Origin of the sequence: Providencia sp. PROV109, from assembly GCF_033681625.1 — a bacterium.
GTDB classification, from domain to species: Bacteria; Pseudomonadota; Gammaproteobacteria; order Enterobacterales; family Enterobacteriaceae; genus Providencia; species Providencia hangzhouensis.
The window spans coordinates 155,402-178,434 of the sequence record NZ_CP096320.1; the positions used below are offsets into that span (position 1 = coordinate 155,402).

Genomic DNA, 23,033 nt, shown 5'->3' on the forward strand with positions numbered 1-23,033 from the left:
AATTACTTTAATAAGGCTTATATCATGTCAAAAAAAGATATTGCTATATTATTAGAAAGTAGGGGCTGTTGCTTTTCTTTGCAGGATAAATTGGTCTTGGCTATACCTAATAAGAATGCAACGCCTTTTTCTTATAAATCTCTATATTCAAATTTAAATATTTCGATAGAAATTCAGGCTATATTTATTTGCCAAGAAAATGAATGGGAGTTGATAGATAAATCAAACTGGAATTTATATTCAATGGATTTATCAGAATTAGTTGAAATTTTAGCGGTTATTGATACCGCGACAGGGCAAGCATTTCTCGCTAAAAAAGAGAAACCAAAGGTTGATGAAAATAGTCAAGACGAACTTATTGTATTACCGGAAAAGTTTCCACCAACCGTTTCGATTAAAAATATAGCGATTGATTTAATTATTAGAAACCACCCTGTATTTGATAGTTGGTGTGAAATATTAAGACGATATGAAGCCTACGGTATGATGCGATTTATTCTTACTTCCGCTCAAGATGATAAGAATGCCAATATTAATCAGCTATGTGCACGTTATGGTATATCAGCTTCTTATTTTAGGCAGCTTTATCGAGAAAACTTTAATAAAACGGCAAAACGTAAAATTATGAGTGTGCGTATGGCTAATGCCATTCTACAGCTAATTGAAAGCGATGATTCAATATTAGATGTAGGGCTGGAAGCGGGATATTGCTCAGCATCTCATTTTACTAATGATATTAAAAAAGAATTAGGCCTAACACCATCAGAAATTAGGCATATTGGAGCAACATTATATGAGCAGTAAAAAAAATCGAGTGTTTGGGTTAACACTATTTTTACTGAGTGTGAATTTTTATTCGGCGCAAGCAGAAATTATTGTGGCGGAGCCTGTTACACAGTCAAAAAACCACGATACATTCGTCGCAAATAATATAGCAGTGGGTAAGGTGTTTGATGCGGTCGCAGAGCGTCTAAATAAACCGATTATTCTTAGTAAATTAGCAGCTCAAAAAAAAGTAACTGGCAATTTTAATTTGGCTAATGCAGATGAAATGTTTAAAGCATTAGCTCGGCGAATTGCGCTAGTGTGGTATGACGATGGCGCAAGTATCTATGTTTATGATAATAGTGAAATGCGCAGCGCAATTATTCCAACGAATAACGTCAGTAGTAACCAGTTGCTTAATTATATTCAACGAAATGGCATCTATGATTCACGTTTCCCTGTACGTTCACAAGAGGGGGAAAGATTATTATTTGTTTCTGGTCCGCCTCTGTATATTGAATTAATTAAAGCAGCTTCTTTATACCTTGCAGAACAAATTAGGAAAGAGGAATTATCCAGCGGTGAAGTTGCGGTTATTCCGTTAAAACACGCCTCAGTAACAGATAGAAGTTATTCATTACGTGGGCAAAATATTACGATCCCAGGTTTGCTGAATGTCATTAATAACTTATTTAAAAATGGCACAACAATCGATGAAACGTTAATTATTCAGCCTCCATCTGTAGCGATTAACTCAACAGGAGATTCAATCGATGAATTAATGGATGCGCCAATTGGGGACTCATCATCTTCTACGAATAAGCCCCAGTTGTTAACAAGAAAGCCTTCTAACAGTGCTTTTTCTCTAGTGGCGCATCCTGACAGTAATAGTTTGATTGTTAAAGGCAGCCAAGAGCAAATTCGTTATGTTCGTCAACTTGTGAATACATTGGATATGCGTCGTCGCCAAGTGGAGCTGTCATTATGGATTATCGATATTACTCGTTCTGAATTAGATAATTTAGGTGTCAATTGGGAAGTTGGCACATTTAATACGGGAACGGGCTCAGTATCTTTTAATCGCAGTACATTATCGAACAGCCAGCAATTTCTATTACAGATTGATGCATTGAATAAGACGGGTAATGGGCACATAGTTTCTCGGCCAGTGCTATTAACCCAAGAAAACATTCCTGCTTTATTTGATAACAACACTAGTTTTTACGCCAAATTACAAGGTGAACGTATTGCGACTCTTGAGCAAGTCACATATGGCACCATGGTGAGTGTGATGCCGCGTATTTCCGCAGGTAATAACGTTGAAATGGAAGTCAATATTGAAGATGGTGCAGAAAACCGCGATAGCATGGGTAAAACATCCAGCGTAGAAGGGCTACCAGCTGTTAATCGAACCAGTATTAATACTGTTGCGCGTATTGCAAAAGACAGTAGTTTGCTTATCGGTGGTTATACACGTGAGCAATATGTTGAAAATGAGAGCAAAATTCCTTTTTTAGGCGATCTTCCTTATGTGGGAGGGTTATTTAGCCATTCATCTACTAACCAGCAAAAGATGGTGCGTTTATTTTTAATCCAACCGCGTTTATTGAATGAAAATGAAGGGTGGGATGGGCGACAATTTTCCGAAAAAACGCGGATTACCAACCATGACAGTCAGTTGCATAGTACGGTTCAATTTCTTCAACAATACATGAGTGAGTCATGGCAATAACACCACTGAGCTTTAATACCCGCTTTTCGGTTAATACTCAAAACAAAAGTCGTGCACCAGTGAGTAGCAGTAGTGACGACTCCGATGAAGTTGCTCGTGGCGCAGGTGTCATTGATAGCTCTAGTGAATATGCATCGATGTCGATGCTAGCGGCAAGTCATGTGCGCCGAGGAAGTTCTAAAAAGGGCAGCGAAGAAGACTGGTTGCAATTTTCTGAACGCATTTTAGATAAAGATGCTGATGACAAAGTGTTACATATAGAAGGGTTGCTTAATAAGCAGTTAATGACCCCGAAACAGTTACGAGCATTTTTATTGCAATTTTTTACTGACCCTAGTGACTTATTAATGCTTCTTGCAGCATTACTTAATCGAAAAAAATTAAAAAAAGAACAAATTGATAACCTTGAAGCTTTAGCGGAATTACTGCAAGCAGAAGACACTGAGCGGAGTGCTCAAGCAGGCATTAATGTTGCACTCATTGCAAAGGCATTTGCAAAAAAATTACATTTTAGTGCTGGGAATTTACGTACATTATATCGTGAATTTATCAGTTATGGCGGGCCGGTTGTTTATTTATATGAACAATGGGTTGAGGAAATGGAAATCCAAGAGCGTGAAAATATGATGCGTTATCTTGGTCGGGCACTTGCTTGTGATTTACAGGCGTTGCCATTAGGCGATCTAAATATCACTGCGTTCGGTAGTTTTTTTAGCCGTGTTGGCCGGCTCCGAGAATTGCAATCATTAGACTATGTATTTTGTCAGCAATTCTTTCAATCCGGTTTTTTTCGTCACAATGGAAAATCAAATCAATCCAAGCTTGAAAAAGAGTTAAGCCAATTATTTACCCGAGGGATACGTAATCACGTTGGCTTTGAAGAAGTGGTCATCACTTTTATTAGTAACATATTGAACATAATGAGCTCCGATATTCGAGGTCAATTTTTACAATTACTTTTACTGGCGTTTTCTATCATTCCAGTTGCTGTATTTCCTTCATTGGAAGCACGAGAGGAACTTATTGATCAATTAAAGAAACTCATGGACCAAGTTATGGTGAAAGAGCTGTTTTTACACCGACATTCGTAGTTTGATAGGAAAAGTAATTTCATGAAAAATATAACCGGATTTTTATTACAAATCCGTAATCGCCCAGAGCTAATGGTATTAGTTATCATGGTTATGGTTATTGCGATGTTGATTATTCCATTACCCACAATATTGGTCGATTTATTGATTGGCTTAAATATTATGATCTCAGTACTTATTTTTATGAGCTCTTTTTATATTACTCGGGTACTGAATTTTCAGTCATTTCCATCTATCTTGCTAATTAGTACGTTATTTCGACTTGCTTTATCAATTAGTACCAGCCGTCTAATTTTATTAGAAGCAGATGCAGGGGATATTATCGCAACGTTTGGTGAATTTGTTATTCAAGATAACCTAGTCGTTGGTATGGTGGTATTTGCGATAGTCACCATTGTACAGTTTATTGTCATCACTAAAGGTTCTGAACGTATTGCTGAAGTGGCTGCACGCTTTTCCCTTGATGCGATGCCGGGCAAACAAATGAGTATCGATGCTGATTTACGTGCGGGGGTGATTGATGAGGCGACAGTTAAAGAGAAGCGTGGCGACCTTGAAAAAGAGAGCCAGTTATTTGGGTCTTTTGATGGTGCGATGAAATTTATTAAAGGGGATGCGATAGCGGGTATTGTCATCATTTTTGTTAACTTAATTGGCGGAATATCTGTTGGCACAGCTCAACAGGGAATGGATGTTTCAACTGCACTAAATACGTTTTCTTTATTAACGATTGGTGATGGTTTAGTTGCCCAAATCCCTGCACTACTCATTTCTATCAGTGCGGGTTTTATTGTCACTCGAGTAGGAGGTAATGATAAAAACTTAGGTGAAAACATTGTTTCGGAGTTATTTGCAAATGACTTTACGATTTTAATTACAGCATTAGTTGTACTTTCAATGGGTTTTTTACCTGGTTTTCCAACGATTATATTTTTACTGTTATCAGGGCTTCTTATTGGATTATTTGCTTTCCGATATTTTAAAAAACAAAAAAACAAGCAAAAAATAGTTAAAGGTGAAGCAGAAACGATTAATTCAGATGTAACGGAAGGTGAAACACAAAGAGAAATCAGTGATATTGAAGAAGAATATATTCCAGAAACATTACCGATTATCATATCTGTTAACCAAAAATATAAAGAACATTTAGAAGATAATAGATTTTTGTCTAGAATGAAAAAAGATATTTTTATTCGATACGGATATAGGATCCCAGATATTGCTGTCAACTACTCACCGATTATTCCTGAAAATAAAATGGTGATACTCATTAATGAAATTAAAGCAGGGGAATATGATATCTATTTTCATGGGTATCGCTTACTGACTATTAATGATGAACCTGAATACCTGGGTATGGTATTGACAAAGTTTACGGATGAATACGGTTCAGTGAGCACATGGTTTGAAAAAAATGACCTATCTAATATTGAACAACTCGGTTTAATGGTTCGTGATGATGTAACAGAAGCGATTGATTGTGCTAGTACCTTGTTGTTGAGATTTATAAATGAATTTTTTGGTATTCAAGAAACTAAAAACTTACTTGATGACCTTGAAAGAAAATACCCTGAATTATTAAAGGAGTGTTATCGACATACGACAGTACAAAAAGTTACTGAAGTTTTTCAACGTTTATTAATGGAAAAAATTTCAGTTCGTAATATGAAACTAATTATTGAAACCTTAGTGCAGTGGGTGCCAAAAGAAAAAGATAGTTTAATGTTAGTTGAGCACGTAAGAAGCTCAATGGCACGTTATATTTCATCCTGTTTCTCTGTGGATGGGCGTTTGAATGTCCTCATGATTAACTCAGGGCTAGAAGACACGATACGTCAAGGGATTAGGCAGGCTTCCGGTGGAGTGTACTTACATCTTGAACCTGAAAAAACCAATGAGTTGATACAGGCTGCAGAACTTGCTTTAGAAAATAGTTATTTGTCAGTTAGGGATGTGAATGTTTTAGTACCGGTTGATATTCGTCGTTTTGTCAAAAAAATCTTAGAAGGCCGCTTTCCAGAGCTAGAAGTGCTTTCTTTTAATGAAGTTTCTGAAATGGTGAAGGTTAATGTGGTTAAAACCATATAATCAAAAAATTGGCTTTATTAACAAATAAAGCGACTTAATTCAATATAATTAAAAATGTTGGATGATATAAAATATATTTAAAATATAAGGAATACCAATGAAATATAGATTTATAGAAATGTTAAATGAGTATTTAAATTCTATGGGGCGTAGTGACCTAGTTAACTCTCAGCTAGATTGTCATTCTAATATTCAATTTGAAATGAACGAGTTCTCTGCGATTAATATCGATTTATCAACGAATGATATTATCATTTGGAGTCAATTAGTAGATTGCAATTACAGTCATTTAGAGTTAGTTAGTGCTCCTTTATTGAAATCATTATTAGAATATGCGCCAAATAATTTTTATCCGGGGCAACCGGCATTGAATCTTGTGGATGATGCCTATGTTCTTTCTGCGGTTTTAAAAGAATCAGCTTTAAATGATATGCAATTATTTGCAGATAGCTTTGAAGAGTTCTTTGAGCGTGCAAATGAGCTTAGTGCTCAGCTAACGTAACCCATTATGAAGTTATTCGATTTCTGCGCGCATCCTGCGCGCATTCATGGATGCTTAATAGAAGCACCTTTACACGGTGTTTTTATTGGTGAAATTTGTTTTATTGAGCGTTCTCTTATGCAGCCCGACATTATTGCGAAAGCGCAAGTTGTTGGTTTTAAAGAAGGGCTCACAGTATTGAGTTTAATAGGTCGCACACAAGGTTTAACGCGAGAAGTGGTTATTCGCCCGAGCGGCTACCCATTTGTATTTGAAGTTGGCGAACACTTGGCGGGTAAAATTTTTAATGCGGCAGGTGAACAAGTTGGTGCGTTGAGTGAAGACCTTACTGAGCCAATGTTGCTCAATACAAAATTATTACGTATTGATAGCCCTCCAGTGAGCGTGACACAAAGGCGACCGGTTTCTGAGCCGATGGTCACAGGGGTACGTGCAATTGATAGCCTACTAACATGTGGCTTAGGTCAGCGTATTGGTATTTTTGCCGCCGCAGGTAGTGGTAAAACTTCATTAATGAACATGATCATCAACCACGCTCATGCGGATATTCATGTCGTTGCTTTAATCGGTGAACGAGGGCTGTAGTGGTTTAATAAATTTGGCCACCTGAACAGAGGTGATATGCTCACCTCAGAACAACACAGGTGCCTTAATGAAAAAACGAAATTTCAGTGCAGAATTCAGACGTGAATCAGCCCAGCTGGTTGTGGATCAGAACTATACAGTTGCAGATGCCGCGAAAGCCATGAATATCGGGCTTTCCACCTTGACGCGGTGGGTAAAGCAATTACGGGACGAACGGGCAGGCAAAACACCGAAAGCATCCCCTATCACGCCGGAACAAATTGAGATACGTGAGCTGAAGAAAAAAATTCAACGTATTGAAATGGAAAACGAAATATTAAAAAAGGCTACCGCGCTCTTGATGTCAGACTCCCTGAACAGGTCTCGGTGATCGGGAAACTCAGAGCGCATTATCCTGTGGCCACTCTTTGCTGCGTGTTCGGAGTTCACCGCAGCAGCTATAGATACCGGGAAAACCGGCCTGACAATCCGGACGGCAGGAGAGCCGTATTACGTAGTCAGGTTCAGGAGCTGCACGGCCTCAGTCATGGCTCAGCAGGTGCAAGAAGTATCGCTGTAATGGCAACACACAGGGGCTTCCGGATGGGACGATGGCTTGCCGGACGGCTAATGAAGGAGATGGGGCTGGTGAGCTGTCAGCAGCCTGTTCACCGGTATAAACGTGGCGGTCATGAACACATTGCTATCCCGAACCACCTTGAGCGACAGTTCGCAGTGACAGAGCCCAATCAGGTATGGTGCGGCGACGTAACGTATATCTGGACCGGTAAACGCTGGGCATACCTGGCCGTTGTACTCGACCTGTTCGCAAGGAAACCCGTGGGCTGGGCAATGTCATTTTCTCCGGACAGCAAACTGACAACCAAAGCGCTGAAAATGGCATGGGAAATACGAAATAAGCCATCCGGGCTCATGTTCCACAGTGATCAGGGTAGCCACTATACAAGCAGGCAGTTCCGACAGTTACTGTGGCGATACCGGATAAAACAAAGTATGAGTAGGCGTGGTAACTGCTGGGATAACAGCCCGATGGAGCGCTTCTTCAGAAGTCTGAAAAATGAGTGGGTGCCGGTGACCGGCTACATCAGCTTCAGTGAAGCAGCCCATGCAATAACGGATTATATCGTCGGGTATTACAGCGAAGTCAGGCCGCATGAATATAACGGTGGATTACCACCAAACGAATCAGAAAACCAATACCGGAAAAACTCTAAAACCGTGGCCAATTTTAGTTGACCACTACAAAGCCATATGCGATAGCGGCAAACTGCTCAGCTTCTTCGGGTTCAATCACCATGGCTGGGGAACAGCCGAGTGCTAATAGGACATTGGCAGTGAAGGTCTGAACAACATCGTTTGTCATGCAATGAACAAGAGGAGATTGAGAATTAAGTTGCTGTAGTACCAGTGATTTCGCCGTGTTACTGATGTGTTCAAATTCTAACATGATCCCCTCATTAATAGTGATAGAGCATAGGTTCGTTGATTTATTCTACACTCTATCTGTTTTAATGAAAGAACCACTTAATCAGCAAGGTATTTCTCCATGACCATTCCACCAGCGCCTTGAGCAACAATTTCGTATGAATCATTGGCGGGGTAAATACGTGTCTTAATATGAGGAAAAATAGAGAGTTTTTCTTCAATCGATTTTTTAGTCATCTCAAAAAAATGATTTTTAGGTGTTAGGGTGCCGCCGCACACCACCACATCGGCTTGCGTCGTTAAAATAGCATTAGCGATGGCGATACCATAATAATAGGCCGCCTCACCCAGCGCTTCAAGGCATAGGGAATCGTCCACTGTGAGAGCTTGGAAAATAGTATGGTAGCTAATTTCAGACTCATCATTAACTAATTCATTGATTATTGAACTTTTTCCCAACCTAAGTTGCTGGATCACGCGTGATTTAATTGCAGACAGTGAACTATATTGCTTTAAACAGCCAAATGACCCACATTCACAGCGCTGGCCATTAATATCAATCGTTGTATGGCCAAAGGCTTGAGCTGTACTAATGGGGGCCGGAGCGTATTGGTTATTGATGATGGTGCAACTGCGAATATCAGTATCACAGGTTGTGAATAAAAATCTTTGGCTATCAGAGGTATAGCGCAAGCGATACTCAGCAAAAGCCGCAAAACTAATCCCACTTCCGAGTAACACAAAACAAGGAACTTTACTGGAAATGTAGTCGTGAAGTTCTTTTATTCTTGCGTGGTATTGATGATATGGCAGTTTATCACGTTCTAAAATATGGTCGATGGCGATGCCGATACCCAACAAGCTTTCTACGTTAAGTCCATGTTCAGCTAATAAAATATCTAATCTGTTGAGCAGATGATCCACCATATTTTCTGCGGTTTCTAGGTGCTCATATTTCACTTTTACCATACCTAAAATATCCAATTTTAGGTTTTGTAAAACAATCGTTGAATATATATCACTCATTTCAATACCAACAAGATAACCATCTGCAGCATTAATATTATAGAGGATTGGTTTGCGGCCACCGGTCGACTCTCCGAGCTCAGAAGTCGAAATTAAGTGATTTCTCCCCAGTTCGTCGAGTAACCGAGCACAAGTTGCTGGTTTCATGCTAGCCAGTGATGTCAACGTCTCTGCCCTAATGGGACCATGGTTTAAAATTAATCGGTAAAGCGTTTTGAGTTTTTGTGTTTTTGAATTTTTTGAGGTGCGAAATTCATTTAATAGTGTATGTAACAAGCGCCTCACTCCTTTTCATTCCGACTCTATCGATAAAGATTAGCAAATATACGCATAAGATTCTGCTTCATGTGATACATCATATCGAAATACTTTTTATTAAAATGAGATTAAGATCGCTGTTCTGTTTCTAAATTGCTTTATGATCGATTTTAACAATTTTTAGTCGATGTCAATTTGGAGACAACCATGCATCATACAAAAGATATTCTAGAAAGCTTAAGCTTTATTCAGTCTCGCACAGATATTAAACCAACAGTGGGCATTATTCTGGGTTCAGGACTCGGTCCGTTCGCGGATACATTAGAAAATGCAGTGCATATTCCTTATAGCGAAATTCCACACTTTGCTAAATCTGAAGCGGTAGGGCATGCCAATGAATTGGTGATCGGCACCATCGCAGGTAAAAATGTGGTTGCCATGAAAGGCCGTTTCCACTATTACGAAGGCTTTACCCTTGACCAAGTCACTTTCCCTGTGCGTTTGATGAAAGCGTTGGGTGTTGAAAAATTGATTATCACCAATGCCTGCGGTGCGGTAAATACCGACTTCAACCCAGGTGATCTGATGATTATTACCGATCATATTAATTTAACTGCAAATAACCCACTGATGGGGCCAAATAACCCTGAATTAGGGGTGCGTTTCTTGGATGTCAGTGAGGTGTATAACAAAGAATTACGCCAAACAATCAAGAATGTAGCGGCTGAACAAGGTGTTTCTGTCCGTGAAGGTGTTTATGCATGGTGGACAGGCCCAACTTATGAAACACCTGCCGAAATTCGTATGATCAGAACCTTAGGCGCAGATGCTGTTGGTATGTCTACCGTACCAGAAGCTCTGGTCGCTCATCATTCACAAATTAAAACAGTGGGCATTTCCTGCTTAACCAATATGGCTTGCGGTATTTTAGAACAGCCACTTAGTCATGACGAAGTTATTGAAACAGCTGAAAAAGTTAAAGCGACCTTCTTGAAATTAGTGACAGGCGTGATCGAACGCTTCTAATTTTTTAGGTTCTTTTTCTCAAAATAATATAAAGATGTCCATGACACTAAATAAGGTGAATATTGAAATGAAATTTAAAGGTCTAATTTTAGTTTCTTTAGGCGCTTGTAGTTATGGCATCCTTTCAACACTCGTCGTGTTGGCCTACCGCGCAGGGTATTCCTTGAATGATGTCATCGGTAGCCAAACGGTATTAGGTGCGATTTTACTGTGGTTTTTTGTTGTCGCAGGCGTATTAGTTAAAAAAGCACGTCTAGTATGGCCAACACGTCGGCAAGGCCTATTAATGTTACTCACTGGGACGACAACCGGGTTAACCGGGCTTTTGTATTATGCATCATTGCAATATTTATCCCCTGCACTTGGTGTCGTACTCTTTTTGCAATTTACATGGATGGGGGTTGCAATTAACGCATTTATTGACCGCAAAATTCCTCCCGTAATGACCATGGTGTCAGTTGTGGTGATATTAATTGGAACAGTATTAGCGACAGGTTTGTTAAACAGTTCAGGGATCGTGTTTCACTGGCTTGGTGTGCTATTAGGATTATGTGCAGCATTATCGAACGCTATTCGTGTTTACGTCAGTGGAGCATTAGCGGTTAAAACAGATCCTATGATGCGTTCTGCAATTATGGTAACAGGGGGCGCAATTTTGACATCAATTGTTGTTCCGCCAACATTCTTATTGAGCGCTTCAACGTTTCAATCTCTATTTTTCTCATACGGATTACCTCTGGCTTTCTTTGGTTCTTTCTTCGGTATGTGGATGTTTGCCAAAGGTACTCCACTGATCGGTACCAGTTTAGCGACCATTGTTAGCTCAATGCAGTTACCTGTCACGATTTTATTATCCGTAACGGTATTGCATTTACCTCTTGAATTCATTCAGTTTGTTGGTGTTGCTGTCATCCTTATGGGTGTTACCATTGCTGAGTTGAAAATAAAAACAAATAAATATAACTCCAAACGGAGCCTTGTATGAATATTAAATCCCGCTTGAAAATCATGCTTTTCCTGCAATATTTTGTTTGGGGAAGTTGGTTAGTTACACTCGGCTCGTACATGATGAAAACATTGAGTTTTTCAGGTGCAGAAGTCGGTATGGTGTATAGCTCAAAGGGTATTGCTGCTATTTTAATGCCCGGGCTTATCGGAATCATTGCAGATAAATACATTCCAGCAAATCGTTTATATATGATTTGCCATTTGATTGGGGCTGCTGCATTGTTTTATGCCGCAACAGTCACAAGTTCAACTATCATGTTCTGGGTGATGTTAATTAATGCAATGGCCTTTATGCCAACAATTGCACTCTCAAATAGCATCAGTTATTCATCATTAAGCCAATATCAGCTCGATTCAGTGAGTAACTTTCCACCTATTCGTGTGTTTGGTACGGTAGGCTTTATTGTTGCAATGTGGAGCATTAGCTTATTGAAATTTGAGCTAAGTAGTATGCAGCTTTATATTGCAGGTGGTTGTTCATTGCTTTTAGCGCTTTATTCACTAACTTTGCCAAAAATTGAAGTCAATAAAAAAGCGATTTCAAGTAGCTGGATCAGTAAGCTAGGTTTAGATGCTTTGGTGTTATTTAAAAAGCCTATTATGGCGGTATTTTTCTTATTCGCTATGTTACTTGGCGCTGTTTTACAAATCACGAATACATTTGGTAACCCATTCTTGCACGACTTCGGGCTGAACCCGTTATTCCAAGATAGTTTGGTGGTACAGTATCCATCGATATTATTATCGATCTCTCAGATGGCTGAAGTGTGTTTTATCTTAGCAATTCCATTTTTCTTGAAACGCTATGGCATTAAAACAGTCATGTTATTAAGTATGTTCGCTTGGACACTACGCTTTGGTTTCTTTGCGTTTGGCGACCCATCAGCCATTGGTTTGATGTTCTTGATCATGTCGATGATTGTTTATGGCTGCGCATTTGATTTCTTTAATATTTCAGGCTCTATATTTATTGAAAGAGAAGTAGATACGCGTATGCGTGCGAGTGCCCAAGGCTTATTTATGACAATGGTTAACGGTGTTGGGGCCTATTTTGGTGCGATACTAAGTGGATTGGTTGTCGACTATTACACCGTGGATGGTATTAAAGATTGGCAAATGATTTGGTTAGTTTTTGCTTCTTATACTGTTGTATTGGCAATAATATTCCAATTTACGTTCCATTATCACCATGATAAAGACGCAGCACTGAAAGAAGCCAAATCGAGCTAAGATAAATCGTTATAAATAACATTCAATTTAAGAGAAAACCATAAATTTGGTTTTCTCTTTTTTGTTAGTTTTAACATTAAACATAATTACGTTTACCGCGTAAAATATGTTCAGTCAGTGTTTCTTCCGCAAGAGTAAATTCTTTTGTTGACCAAGAACTATCCCGTCTTTTTATATTTTCGAAGGGTTGTTGTGGAACTATGCTATTGGTGATTTATGGAATATAAGCCCAAAATTCATGAAAATTGGTACCTATTTCGAGTTAGTTTGAGGGTCTTTTCAAAGAGAAAAGCCAAACGATAAATAAGGTTACTTCATCGGTTGGCTTCTTTATAGATTAAAACCGTTACAGAGTGATTATTCAATATTCTGAATTTGTTCTCTCATTTGTTCGATTAATACTTTGAGCTCAACGGCTGAAGTTGTGACTTCGCTATTAATTGATTTTGACGCTAACGTATTAGCTTCGCGGTTGAATTCTTGCATCATAAAGTCAAGGCGGCGACCAGTTGCCTCTTTTTTCTTCAAGATATTACGCGTTTCTTTAACGTGAGCTTCTAGTCTATCCAGTTCTTCTGCAACATCAACACGTTGAGCCAATAGAATAAGTTCTTGTTCCAGACGGTTGTTATCCACTTGAATATCAGCTTCTTCTAACTTATTTTGTAAGCGTTCACGTTGCCACTGTAAAATTTCTGGCATATGTTGACGTACTTTTGCGACTTCAACTAAGACGCCATCAAGGCGTTGTTCGATGAGTGCATGCAATGAAGCACCTTCAGCTTCACGGCTTTGAATGAAAGCATCAATAGCTTCATCTAAGCCTGCCAGTAGCTGTTCGCTGATGACATCTAAATCTTGTTCACCTGCTGACATCACACCCGGCCAACGCAAAATTTCTAATGGGTTTATTTCACCTTCATGGCTGTAATTTTTAACCCAATTCGCAGCACTGATTAATTGGCGTGCTAATTGTTCATTTAGGATTAATTCACCACGATTTGCGCCATCTAACTCAAAGCGTAGGCTACATTCTACCTTTCCACGTGTTAGGCGAGAACGCAGACGTTCGCGAATAACGGGTTCAAGGCTTCTGAATTGCTCAGGTAAGCGAATATACGTTTCTAAATAACGTTGGTTCACGGAACGCAGCTCCCAGGCCGCATTCCCCCATTCACCCTTGATATCCCGACGGGCAAAAGCGGTCATACTACGGATCATAATTCGTTCCCATTATCGTAAAGATTTAGGCGATTATAACGCTATGCAGGATGACAGGATAGGCATTATCGCTTGAACAACGTATAATGCGTCCCAATTTGAGTTGATAATGGAGATAACACCATGCGCCCAGCAGATAGACAAGCAGACCAAATGCGCCCGATTACCATCACGCGCAACTATACTAAGCATGCAGAAGGCTCTGTTCTTATTGAGTTTGGCGACACGAAGGTGTTATGTAATGCAACTGTTGAAGAAGGGGTTCCTCGCTTTTTAAAAGGGCAGGGGCAAGGTTGGGTTACAGCGGAGTATGGCATGTTACCGCGTGCAACAAACTCACGTAATCAACGTGAAGCTGCACGAGGAAAACAAACTGGTCGTACGATGGAAATCCAACGGTTAATTGCACGTTCTTTACGTGCTGCGGTTGACCTTAAAAAATTAGGTGAATACACGATTACTTTAGACTGTGATGTTATTCAAGCGGATGGTGGTACACGGACAGCAGCGATTTCTGGTGCTTGTGTGGCGCTTGTTGATGCACTGAATAACATGGTTGAGCAAGGTAAAATTGTAAAAAGCCCACTAAAATCAATGGTTGCTGCCGTTTCGGTTGGAATTGTAAACCAAGAAGCTCTATGTGATCTTGAGTATGTTGAAGATTCTGCAGCTGAAACCGATATGAATGTTGTCATGATGGATGATGGCCGAATGATTGAAGTACAGGGCACCGCAGAAGGCGAACCGTTTAGTCATGAAGAGTTATTAGCCCTATTGGCGTTAGCTAAAACAGGTTTAAATACCATTTTTGAAGCTCAGCGAGAAGCGCTGAAGTAAGTTAATCATTAATTAGGCGGCTGAAAAGTCGCCTTTTTTATGCCTGCTGGTTCATCAACGAGTGTGCCAGCTTTGAAAATAGATAAATAATCATCAACGAGGAGAATGACCAATGAAAGCCTATCAGCGCGATTTTATTGAACTTGCCATGAAAAAACAGGTACTTAAATTTGGTGAGTTTACGCTGAAATCAGGTCGTAAAAGCCCTTACTTTTTCAATGCGGGGTTATTTAATACAGGGCGTGATCTGGCACTTGTCGGTCGTTTTTATGCACAAGCATTACAAGATAGCGCAATTGAGTGTGATGTCATTTTTGGTCCAGCGTATAAAGGGATCCCCATTGCAACGACGACAGCGGTAGCACTTTCTGAGCACCATGACATCGATATGCCATACTGCTTCAACCGCAAAGAAGCTAAAGACCATGGGGAAGGCGGCGTGTTAGTCGGAAGTCCTTTACAAGGGCGTGTTGTGGTAGTTGATGATGTGATTACCGCAGGGACGGCAATTCGTGAATCAATGGAAATTATTAAACAACAACAAGCTACGTTGAATGGTGTTCTGTTATGCCTCGACCGTCAAGAAAAAGGTAAGGGTGAAATTTCAGCAGTGCAAGAGGTTGAGCGTGATTATGGCTGTAAAGTTTACTCAATTATTACCATGAGCGATTTAATCACCTATCTTGCTGAAAAGGACGGTATGCAGGAACATTTAGCGGCTATGAAGGCTTATCGCGAACAATACGGAATTGAGTAAAAAAAGCCCTCGCCCAATGATGGGCGGGGTGAGTAGTATAAATAATCGGTTATTGTAACTGAGCTAGAATTAAAGGCCAGCGCGATTCAAACTCGACGGTTGGCCGATAACGAAACTCAGAACGCACAAAACGAGAGAGCATCCCTTCACAAAAGGCTAATAATTGAGATGCAAGCAGTGACTCATCATGAATAAACCCATGGCCATCACGTATTTTTTTCTCTTTTAGCACTTGGCGTAATTGTGATTCTATACGTTCAAATAATTGATTAATACGATCTTGCAGCCTATCTTGCTCAAACATCAGAGCATGGCCAGTCATGATTCGCGTTAGCCCTGGGTTTTTCTCGGAAAACCCAAGTATTAGGGCAAGTATTAGTTTAATTCTAATTATCGTATCTTTTTCATCAGTTAAAATCAGATTAATGCGTGAAACTAATGAGTCTTCAATAAACCCAATAAGGCTATCGAACATTTTCATTTTACTCGGAAAATGACGATATAGCGCAGCTTCTGATACACCAACCGTAGCAGCAAGTTTTGCTGTTGTAATACGTTGGCTGCCATCACTACTTTCTAACATTAACGCAAGAGCCTGTAAAATCTCATCACGTCTGTTACGTTTTTGTGTTATCGCTTTTTCTGCCATGTCTAATAAGACCCCTGCTAAAACAGCAAAACAAACTATCCAAAATTTTGCTCTTAGTAAAGAGGCTTACGAAGCAAAATGGATTTAAAAAATATTTAAAATGTAAGTAATGTTGAGCAAGCTTCCTGAAAGAAAATATGCGGCTGATTATTTTTATTCATAAAGATAGAACCTAATTCAGGTTCTATCTAGCATATTCGTTATCAGGATATTCTATTTATTGACGGCCAGAGTGACCGAAACCACCAGCCCCACGCTCTGTTGCGTCAAAATCATCAACAATATTAAATTCAGCTTGAACAACTGGGACAAACACCATTTGCGCCATACGCTCACCAGGCTCAACGGTAAAAGCTTTGTCACTGCGGTTCCAGACTGACACCATGAGTTGGCCTTGGTAATCCGAATCAATGAGACCAACTAGATTGCCAAGTACAACACCATGTTTATGACCTAAACCGGAACGAGGTAAGATGACAGCAGCAAGACTTTCATCATCAATGTGAATAGCTAAACCTGTTGGAATAAGCTCTGTTTGACCTGGCGCCAAATCAATTGGTGCATCAATGCATGCACGTAAATCTAAACCAGCAGAACCGGTGGTGGCATAGGCTGGTAGAGGAAATTCATTACCGATGCGGCTATCAAGGATTTTTAGGTCAATTTTTTTCATAACGTTGAAGTATCTCGTCAAGTAAATAGTGGCTTAATTCATTTTTATTACAGTGAGGCAAACGGGTATCACCGTTGGCATCAAAAAGGTGTAATGCATTGTTATCGCTATTAAATCCGTTATCTGCTAGTGATACATCATTGGCACAAATAAGGTCGAGTTGTTTTTGTTGTCGTTTTTGGCGTGCATATTCTTCCACATTTTGGGTTTCAGCTGCAAATCCAACAACATATGGCCTATTGTGCCTTAGATTTCCAACACTTGCGACGATGTCTGGGTTTTTGATAAGTGTAATCGAAACTTCATCACCTTGTTTTTTTATTTTATTTTCAGCAATGTTTTTTGCGCGATAATCTGCAACTGCAGCGCAACCAATAAAAATATTTTGTTCAGCAATGGTTTGATGCACTTGTTCATACATCTCTAAGCCACTCATGACATCAATTCGGTTAACGCCTTCTGGTGTTTCAATATTTACAGGGCCCGCAATTAAAGTGACATCGGCTCCACGTTGGCTAGCAGCCTTAGCAATGGCAAAACCCATCTTTCCTGAACTATGGTTACTGATAAAACGAACAGGGTCGAGTGCTTCCCGTGTTGGGCCTGCAGTGATCATTAATTTGATGCCTTGTAAGTCGAGTTTAGGGGTAAAAAACTCACTGGTTAGACGAACAATTTCTAGTGGGTCAATCATGCGACCAGGACCAATATCACCACAAGCTTGGCTACCTGCATCTGGCCCCCAAATCATACATTGACGTTGTTGCAATTTGATTAAATTTTCTTGGGTTGCTTTTGCTCGGTACATTTGTTGGTTCATTGCTGGCACAAGTGCAATCGGTGCTGCGGAAGCAAGGCAAACTGTTGTGAGTAAGTCATTTGCCATTCCTGCACTGAGGCGAGCAATTAAATCCGCAGTAGCCGGTGCTAGAATAATGAGATCTGCCCATTTAGCCAGTTCAATATGGCCCATAGCAGCCTCAGCAGCAGGGTCTAGCAGGTCATCAGAAACGGGATGCCCTGAAACGGCTTGCAAGGTTAAAGGTGTAATAAAGGCTTTAGCACCTTGAGTCATCACAACGCGTACTATCGCACCTTTATCGCGCAAACGGCGGGTGAGTTCAGGGATTTTGTACGCAGCAATGCCCCCACTAATACCAATAACTATCTGCTTACCTAATAGTGACAGTTGATTCATTATTTTTATCCAATTCGGTCAACATGGGAGGCATATTACCACAGAGAAGCGCGAGGTGGCGCGCTCGATTTTTCATCACAGTACTATTTTTGCGAAGCGCTACGCAAACCCTTATGAGAGTGATTGTGAATGTTTTTTAGACTAGATAAAAAGGAAGCAAGGGATTTAGGGACAAAAAATATGATGAGTGAACATCTAGACCTACCACCAAGGGAAAAGCTACTCGCATACGGGGCAGCTGCGTTATCTGATGCTGAACTACTCGCTATTTTTCTACGTACAGGGAGCCAAGGCGAACCCGTTTTACAGCTTGCGAAGCGTTTAATACAGGAGTTTGGTTCAGTATATTTGCTTCTACAAGCAGACTACGAAAAACTCAAGCAATGTAAAGGAATGGGGAGTTGTAAATTTACCCAATTACAGGCTGTGAGTGAATTAGCTCGCCGTTTTTTCTCTGAACAATTTTTACATGAAGATGTGATGACTGGGCCTGAACAGTTGAAAGCAAAGTTGTTGGATTTGTTCGCAGGGCAAGAGCGTGAAGTTTTTGTCGTGATATTTTTAAATAATAAAAATCAAATTATTTGTCATGAAGAGTTGTTTAAAGGTACTTTGAACAAAGTTGAAGTTCATCCCAGAGAAATCATTCGCTTTGCCATAAAAATGAATGCAAACGGGATTATACTCGCCCATAACCATCCATCAGGTAATCCGGAACCAAGCGTAGCAGACAGGCAAGTGACAGAGCGTATCCAACGTGCTTGTACTATTATGGGGATTAAATTGCTTGACCATTTTGTCGTTGGGCATAAGCAATGTGTGTCATTTGTGGAGCGAGGATGGTTATAAAATTATTTTTTTGCCTAAAAAATGACAACTTTCTTTGTGTTGGGCTTGAGTGAAAACGATGGAAAGCGTATACTACGCCACCTTTAAGGATCTTGGGTTTGGCGAGAAGGGCCTATCTCAGTAAATTTTTACGTTTTAGTAAAGTAAATCTTTATTTAGGTATCAACGGTTTTTTCAGTCAATGAAAGTTTGCTGAGATGGGCTCCTAAGCCTGACGAGGCGGCCATACCCAGAACAAAAAAGCTCGAGCTGATTAGATTTTTGGAGAATAGACATGTCACGAGTCTGCCAAGTTACTGGCAAGCGTCCAATGAGCGGCAACAACCGTTCACACGCATTAAACGCGACCAAACGTCGTTTTTTGCCAAACCTGCACTCTCACCGTTTCTGGGTTGAGTCTGAGAAACGTTTCGTAACACTGCGTGTATCTGCTAAAGGTATGCGTGTTATCGATAAAAAGGGTATTGATGCTGTTCTTGCTGAACTGCGTACCCGTGGTGAGAAGTACTAAGGAGCTAAAAAATGGCTAAAGGTATTCGCGAGAAAATCAAGCTAGTCTCTTCTGAAGGTACAGGTCATTTCTATACCACTACGAAGAACAAGCGCACAATGCCAGAAAAACTGGAACTGAAAAAATTCGATCCAGTTGTTCGTAAGCATGTGATCTACAAAGAAGCAAAAATCAAATAATTTTGCTTTCTGCGTTAAAAACTCAGCTTCGGCTGAGTTTTTTTTTATCTAAAATTTGGGTTGTCGCTGATATGTGCATTCGAAGCTATGACCATGATTATGAAAGTAGTAACATAGTAAGTATTCATTGAATTAATAATGATATTTGTTGTCGAATGACTATCGTCTTTTACATATAGACTTGACTAAGAGTGCCTGGTGAAAAAACAGTTTAAAAAAATTCTTGTGATCAAGATGAGGTTTCATGGGGACATGTTGCTGACAACACCGGTTATCAGCTCATTAAAACACCAATATCCTGATGCTGAAATTGATGTTTTGCTTTATCAGGATACAATCCCCATTCTCTCTGAAAATGCTGAAATTAACACGTTGTACGGTATGTCAGGGAAAAAAAGTGGTGGGCTGAGTAAAGCCTGTAATTTTATTAAGTTACTGCTAAAGCTGCGTCAAAATAAATATGATTTAGTTGTTAATCTAGCAGACCAATGGATGGTGGCAGCTTTGGTAAGATGCATTCCGGCTAAAATGAAGATAAGCGAGCGGATTGCCCATAGAGACTCCAAATATTGGCATAATAGTTTTACCCATCTAGTTGATGTAGAAGGCGATAATGTCGTCACTAACAATCTATCGATTCTAAAACCATTGAACTTAAAAACATTATGCTATGAAACTAAAATGGCATATAGAGAGCAAGATTGGGACACTATCAATAAGAGCTTGTTCGAACTTGGAGTACACAGTAGTTATGTTGTGATCCAGCCGACTGCCCGTCAAATCTTTAAATGTTGGGATAATGAAAAATTCTCAGCGGTAATAGATGCATTGCAGTCTCGTGGTTATCAAGTGGTTTTAACTTCGGGGCCGAGTAAAGAAGATTTGGAATGTATCAATGAGATTGCAAATGGCTGCCAAACAAAGCCTGTTACTGAACTTGCAGGGAAAACTTCATTTCCTGAGCTAGGCGCATTGATTGCTCATGCCGCTTTATTTATTGGTGTTGATTCTGCACCAATGCACATTGCTGCTGCAGTTAAAACGCCAATAGTATGCCTTTTCGGTGCGACAAATCATATTTTTTGGCGGCCTTGGAGCGATAATGTAGTTCAATTTTGGGCGGGTGATTATGAAGCTATGCCACCGAGAGAAGAGCTAGATCGCGATAAAAAGTATTTATCCATTATTCCAGCTTCTGATGTAATTAAAGCCACAGAGAAAATGTTGCCGATGAGTATTTCTATATGAGTATTTTAATGATTGGAAATAGACTACAGCATATTAAAGTTGCAGACATATTGTTCGTACTGCTACTTTTTTGTATCCCTATGTATGTTTTTAATCCTAAGTTTGTTGAGAAAATACTTTATATTATTGCGATATGTAGCTTATATAGCCTTTTAAAAAATCGAAAAAAAATTGAAATCAATTTTCTTGCACTTGCATTTTTTATGTTTGGTGGAGTGATGCTGATATGGGCATATACACAACAAGGAAATTCAAGTGAATTTTTATCAACATACCGGTCATATAAAGATGCAGGTAAAATTACACTAGCAATTTCTATCATTGTTTTAGCATTGAACTCATTTAGCCTTAAAATTAAAAAAGTCTCGGTTTTGATATATTTAGTAGTATTAGTACTATGTGGTTTAGCCGTATTTACTTACCCTAATAACTTACTGATATCAGGAAGATTAAGTATAAATATGCCTGCAACAGGTACTGCGTACATACTGACATTTTTATCTATAGCGGCCCTAGCATTACCCAAATTAAATATTTTCATTAGGCTACTTATTTTTTTCAGCTTGTTTTATTGTGTCTTGTTGACGGGGACTAGAGCTGCAATATTAGTCATGCCTGTTTTGTTATTTATCTTTTTCTCATTTGAGTTTAAGAAAGTTAATAATAAGAAAATAATACTATTATTTTTTTTACTTTCCCTAATCTCTATTGCTATTTTTAGTAAAAATATACTTACTGTACGTGTAAATGATGCACTAAATGATTTGACGAAATATTCCCACAATGATAGTAATTCTTCCCTTGGGGCTAGATTTTCAATGAGTGAAATTGGTATAAAAACAGGAAACAATCACTTATTGGGACAGTCTTTAGAATCAAGATTACAAGGGATGCAAGAGTTAGCTCAAAATAAACCTATCTTACAGTCATCTCTGATGTTTGCCAATGTGAACCTGCATAATGATCTTATTGATGCTTATTCTATAAGAGGTATTTTCGGAGCGGTTACTTATTTATTGCTAATTGGCTTACTTTTATATCGAGCTTATAGAAATAAAAATATCTATGAATTTATGTTTGCATTAGCCACTGTAGCATATGGAACGAGTGATATGGTTTTTTATGGGCGAAATATGATTGTTATGTGGGGGACTTGTTTTATCATTATTAGCCTTTGCTCATATAAACAGAATATAGGCAATAAATAATATGGTTCATGATAATAAAGATTATATTTTTAGTATAATTATTCCTGTTTATAACCGTGAAAATAGCATAATGATGTTATTAGATAAGTTATTAAAACAGACGCCTAGTAATGTAGAGTTTATCATTGTGAATGATGGCTCTACTGATTGCACATTGGCTTATATCAATGAAGTGGTAGCAAAGAGTGGAAAAATTAGGCAAGTCAAAGTTATTACTCATCAAAAAAATTTAGGTGTATCCGCTGCGAGAAACACAGGACTTGAACATGCAACAGGTCACTATATTGGTTTTATTGATAGTGATGATATGGTAACTTCAAATTATTTTGAAGTATTGCTACCTATTTTATCTAGCTTTGAGTATGATATTATTAGTTTCAATTTTACCTATCAAAACAAAGTAATGGAGTCTAGCCAAGACGGCTCTAAACTTGAAGGTGTTTTTACTGCATCATACTGGCATCTCGTTAGTCGAGTTTATCAAAGAAAACTGTTCAAAGATAAAAGATTTGAAGTTTCTCGCCGTTATGAAGATGTTATTTTACTTCCTTACATTTTTATTAATGCGAAAAGTATCAAACATATACCGTGTGTATTATATCACTATATTCAAACGAGTAAATCTATTACACAAAATGTGAAGATAAGTGACATTGATGACCTTTATTTCGCCTTAAACAAGGCATTACACTTCATTGATACACATGCTAACCCTGAAGAAATAAAGCTATTTATTATTTACTTAGTTAAAGTAATGATGCTGATTAGAAAATACATTAGAAAATCTAACGGTTACTATGCCTATAATGCTGAGTTCTATAGTATGGCTAGAAAAATTATATTTATAGCAGAAAAATATAATTTTTCTGCCGATCTTAATATAAGAAAACTGAAATATGCAAAAATTGATTTTTATGTGTCGAAGATAAAATACTGGATGAATCCCAAGAAAAAAGTAAGGTAGTCT

22 protein-coding genes and 2 pseudogenes are annotated in these 23,033 nt (G+C 39.0%); 18 read left to right on the forward strand and 6 right to left on the reverse strand.

Translation table 11 applies throughout. The features are described 5' to 3' along the window. The first annotated feature begins 24 nt into the window (after window positions 1-24). The 7 genes and pseudogenes from M1F25_RS00685 (at window position 25) to M1F25_RS00715 (ending at window position 7,999) form a co-directional block, all read left to right on the forward strand. Window positions 25-804, forward strand: coding sequence for a helix-turn-helix domain-containing protein (locus M1F25_RS00685; protein ID WP_094960869.1), 780 nt, complete (start codon window positions 25-27; stop codon window positions 802-804). After that, on the forward strand, window positions 794-2,497 hold the full coding sequence (gene sctC, locus M1F25_RS00690) for a type III secretion system outer membrane ring subunit SctC (RefSeq protein WP_181488993.1): 1,704 nt from the start codon (window positions 794-796) through the stop codon (window positions 2,495-2,497). Before M1F25_RS00685 ends, sctC begins: the two co-directional genes overlap by 11 nt. Continuing rightward, window positions 2,488-3,588 carry a type III secretion system gatekeeper subunit SctW gene (sctW, locus tag M1F25_RS00695; RefSeq protein ID WP_181488996.1) on the forward strand — a complete coding sequence of 367 codons (1,101 nt, stop codon included), beginning with the start codon at window positions 2,488-2,490 and terminating at the stop codon, window positions 3,586-3,588. The genes sctC and sctW overlap by 10 nt, the downstream gene beginning before the upstream one ends. 21 nt (window positions 3,589-3,609) lie before the next feature. Further along, window positions 3,610-5,676 carry an EscV/YscV/HrcV family type III secretion system export apparatus protein gene (locus M1F25_RS00700; protein ID WP_181488998.1) on the forward strand — a complete coding sequence of 689 codons (2,067 nt, stop codon included), beginning with the start codon at window positions 3,610-3,612 and terminating at the stop codon, window positions 5,674-5,676. A gap of 97 nt (window positions 5,677-5,773) precedes the next feature. Continuing rightward, window positions 5,774-6,178: a type III secretion system protein gene (locus M1F25_RS00705; protein WP_094960865.1), complete on the forward strand. Its 405-nt coding sequence runs from the start codon at window positions 5,774-5,776 to the stop codon at window positions 6,176-6,178. Window positions 6,179-6,184: 6 nt separating this feature from the next. Continuing rightward, window positions 6,185-6,757, forward strand: a pseudogene (locus tag M1F25_RS00710) (EscN/YscN/HrcN family type III secretion system ATPase); the annotation flags it as partial. A gap of 73 nt (window positions 6,758-6,830) precedes the next feature. Beyond that, window positions 6,831-7,999 (forward strand): IS3 family transposase gene (locus M1F25_RS00715; protein ID WP_094963266.1). Its coding sequence is split into 2 segments (ribosomal slippage): window positions 6,831-7,080 and window positions 7,080-7,999, totalling 1,170 coding nucleotides; the frame shifts between segments, so codons are not numbered across the junction. Between the two features lies 1 nt (window position 8,000). On the opposite strand, the pseudogene M1F25_RS00720 reads toward M1F25_RS00715, so the two are convergent. Beyond that, window positions 8,001-8,210 (reverse strand): annotated as a pseudogene (locus tag M1F25_RS00720) (hydroxyethylthiazole kinase); the annotation flags it as partial. Window positions 8,211-8,287: 77 nt separating this feature from the next. After that, entirely contained in the window at window positions 8,288-9,490 is a 1,203-nt protein-coding gene (locus M1F25_RS00725) for an ROK family protein (protein ID WP_140172664.1), read from the reverse strand. Between the two features lie 189 nt (window positions 9,491-9,679). Here M1F25_RS00725 and M1F25_RS00730 point away from each other — a divergent pair, with 189 nt between their 5' ends. The 3 genes from M1F25_RS00730 (at window position 9,680) to M1F25_RS00740 (ending at window position 12,736) form a co-directional block, all read left to right on the forward strand. Further along, window positions 9,680-10,498: a purine-nucleoside phosphorylase gene (locus M1F25_RS00730; RefSeq protein WP_004906865.1), complete on the forward strand. Its 819-nt coding sequence runs from the start codon at window positions 9,680-9,682 to the stop codon at window positions 10,496-10,498. Between the two features lie 67 nt (window positions 10,499-10,565). Further along, window positions 10,566-11,483 carry a DMT family transporter gene (locus tag M1F25_RS00735; RefSeq protein ID WP_004906867.1) on the forward strand — a complete coding sequence of 306 codons (918 nt, stop codon included), beginning with the start codon at window positions 10,566-10,568 and terminating at the stop codon, window positions 11,481-11,483. After that, window positions 11,480-12,736 carry a nucleoside permease gene (locus M1F25_RS00740; RefSeq protein WP_004906869.1) on the forward strand — a complete coding sequence of 419 codons (1,257 nt, stop codon included), beginning with the start codon at window positions 11,480-11,482 and terminating at the stop codon, window positions 12,734-12,736. Before M1F25_RS00735 ends, M1F25_RS00740 begins: the two co-directional genes overlap by 4 nt. Window positions 12,737-13,093: 357 nt before the next feature. On the opposite strand, the gene M1F25_RS00745 is transcribed toward M1F25_RS00740, so the two are convergent. After that, a complete protein-coding gene (locus M1F25_RS00745) occupies window positions 13,094-13,957 on the reverse strand; it encodes a YicC/YloC family endoribonuclease (RefSeq protein WP_004906895.1) in 864 nt (287 codons plus the stop codon). A gap of 123 nt (window positions 13,958-14,080) precedes the next feature. Between M1F25_RS00745 and rph the strand changes: the two genes are divergently transcribed. Both rph and pyrE read left to right on the forward strand, forming a co-directional pair. Further along, window positions 14,081-14,794, forward strand: a complete 714-nt coding sequence (gene rph, locus M1F25_RS00750; protein ID WP_140172663.1) for a ribonuclease PH — start codon at window positions 14,081-14,083, stop codon at window positions 14,792-14,794. A 112-nt stretch (window positions 14,795-14,906) separates the two neighbouring features. Beyond that, complete coding sequence (gene pyrE, locus M1F25_RS00755) at window positions 14,907-15,551, forward strand: orotate phosphoribosyltransferase (protein ID WP_125895057.1); 645 nt, start codon at window positions 14,907-14,909, stop codon at window positions 15,549-15,551. A gap of 49 nt (window positions 15,552-15,600) precedes the next feature. Here the strand turns inward: pyrE and slmA are convergent, their stop codons facing one another. The 3 genes from slmA to coaBC all read right to left on the reverse strand — a co-directional run bounded on the left by slmA (window position 15,601) and on the right by coaBC (window position 18,071). Further along, window positions 15,601-16,200 carry a nucleoid occlusion factor SlmA gene (gene slmA, locus M1F25_RS00760; RefSeq protein WP_004906897.1) on the reverse strand — a complete coding sequence of 200 codons (600 nt, stop codon included), beginning with the start codon at window positions 16,198-16,200 and terminating at the stop codon, window positions 15,601-15,603. Window positions 16,201-16,417: 217 nt separating this feature from the next. Further along, window positions 16,418-16,873 (reverse strand): dUTP diphosphatase, encoded by a 456-nt coding sequence (gene dut, locus M1F25_RS00765; RefSeq protein WP_181489000.1) that lies wholly within the window; start codon window positions 16,871-16,873, stop codon window positions 16,418-16,420. Beyond that, entirely contained in the window at window positions 16,860-18,071 is a 1,212-nt protein-coding gene (coaBC, locus tag M1F25_RS00770; RefSeq protein ID WP_140172662.1) for a bifunctional phosphopantothenoylcysteine decarboxylase/phosphopantothenate--cysteine ligase CoaBC, read from the reverse strand. Before coaBC ends, dut begins: the two co-directional genes overlap by 14 nt. A gap of 180 nt (window positions 18,072-18,251) precedes the next feature. On the opposite strand from coaBC, the gene radC reads away from it, so the two are divergent. From radC to M1F25_RS00800, 6 genes are all read left to right on the forward strand, one after another. Further along, window positions 18,252-18,920, forward strand: coding sequence for a RadC family protein (gene radC / locus M1F25_RS00775; RefSeq protein WP_004906900.1), 669 nt, complete (start codon window positions 18,252-18,254; stop codon window positions 18,918-18,920). A 274-nt stretch (window positions 18,921-19,194) separates the two neighbouring features. Beyond that, window positions 19,195-19,431, forward strand: coding sequence for a 50S ribosomal protein L28 (gene rpmB, locus M1F25_RS00780; protein ID WP_004265123.1), 237 nt, complete (start codon window positions 19,195-19,197; stop codon window positions 19,429-19,431). An 11-nt stretch (window positions 19,432-19,442) separates the two neighbouring features. After that, window positions 19,443-19,610: a 50S ribosomal protein L33 gene (rpmG, locus tag M1F25_RS00785; RefSeq protein WP_004265124.1), complete on the forward strand. Its 168-nt coding sequence runs from the start codon at window positions 19,443-19,445 to the stop codon at window positions 19,608-19,610. 198 nt (window positions 19,611-19,808) lie between these two features. Continuing rightward, window positions 19,809-20,858: a lipopolysaccharide core heptosyltransferase RfaQ gene (gene rfaQ, locus M1F25_RS00790; protein WP_181489002.1), complete on the forward strand. Its 1,050-nt coding sequence runs from the start codon at window positions 19,809-19,811 to the stop codon at window positions 20,856-20,858. After that, complete coding sequence (locus M1F25_RS00795) at window positions 20,855-22,066, forward strand: O-antigen ligase family protein (protein ID WP_181489004.1); 1,212 nt, start codon at window positions 20,855-20,857, stop codon at window positions 22,064-22,066. Before rfaQ ends, M1F25_RS00795 begins: the two co-directional genes overlap by 4 nt. 1 nt (window position 22,067) lies before the next feature. Continuing rightward, window positions 22,068-23,030, forward strand: a complete 963-nt coding sequence (locus M1F25_RS00800) for a glycosyltransferase family 2 protein (protein ID WP_181489006.1) — start codon at window positions 22,068-22,070, stop codon at window positions 23,028-23,030. The last annotated feature ends 3 nt before the right edge of the window (window positions 23,031-23,033 follow it).

Coding starts and splice junctions, on each gene's coding strand:
- M1F25_RS00685 (WP_094960869.1), top strand. CDS start 25: ATGTCAAAAAAAGATATTGCTATATTATTAGAAAGTAGGGGCTGTTGC.
- sctC (WP_181488993.1), top strand. CDS start 794: ATGAGCAGTAAAAAAAATCGAGTGTTTGGGTTAACACTATTTTTACTG.
- sctW (WP_181488996.1), top strand. CDS start 2,488: ATGGCAATAACACCACTGAGCTTTAATACCCGCTTTTCGGTTAATACT.
- M1F25_RS00700 (WP_181488998.1), top strand. CDS start 3,610: ATGAAAAATATAACCGGATTTTTATTACAAATCCGTAATCGCCCAGAG.
- M1F25_RS00705 (WP_094960865.1), top strand. CDS start 5,774: ATGAAATATAGATTTATAGAAATGTTAAATGAGTATTTAAATTCTATG.
- M1F25_RS00730 (WP_004906865.1), top strand. CDS start 9,680: ATGCATCATACAAAAGATATTCTAGAAAGCTTAAGCTTTATTCAGTCT.
- M1F25_RS00735 (WP_004906867.1), top strand. CDS start 10,566: ATGAAATTTAAAGGTCTAATTTTAGTTTCTTTAGGCGCTTGTAGTTAT.
- M1F25_RS00740 (WP_004906869.1), top strand. CDS start 11,480: ATGAATATTAAATCCCGCTTGAAAATCATGCTTTTCCTGCAATATTTT.
- M1F25_RS00745 (WP_004906895.1), bottom strand. CDS start 13,957: ATGATCCGTAGTATGACCGCTTTTGCCCGTCGGGATATCAAGGGTGAA.
- rph (WP_140172663.1), top strand. CDS start 14,081: ATGCGCCCAGCAGATAGACAAGCAGACCAAATGCGCCCGATTACCATC.
- pyrE (WP_125895057.1), top strand. CDS start 14,907: ATGAAAGCCTATCAGCGCGATTTTATTGAACTTGCCATGAAAAAACAG.
- slmA (WP_004906897.1), bottom strand. CDS start 16,200: ATGGCAGAAAAAGCGATAACACAAAAACGTAACAGACGTGATGAGATT.
- dut (WP_181489000.1), bottom strand. CDS start 16,873: ATGAAAAAAATTGACCTAAAAATCCTTGATAGCCGCATCGGTAATGAA.
- coaBC (WP_140172662.1), bottom strand. CDS start 18,071: ATGAATCAACTGTCACTATTAGGTAAGCAGATAGTTATTGGTATTAGT.
- radC (WP_004906900.1), top strand. CDS start 18,252: ATGATGAGTGAACATCTAGACCTACCACCAAGGGAAAAGCTACTCGCA.
- rpmB (WP_004265123.1), top strand. CDS start 19,195: ATGTCACGAGTCTGCCAAGTTACTGGCAAGCGTCCAATGAGCGGCAAC.
- rpmG (WP_004265124.1), top strand. CDS start 19,443: ATGGCTAAAGGTATTCGCGAGAAAATCAAGCTAGTCTCTTCTGAAGGT.
- M1F25_RS00795 (WP_181489004.1), top strand. CDS start 20,855: ATGAGTATTTTAATGATTGGAAATAGACTACAGCATATTAAAGTTGCA.
- M1F25_RS00800 (WP_181489006.1), top strand. CDS start 22,068: ATGGTTCATGATAATAAAGATTATATTTTTAGTATAATTATTCCTGTT.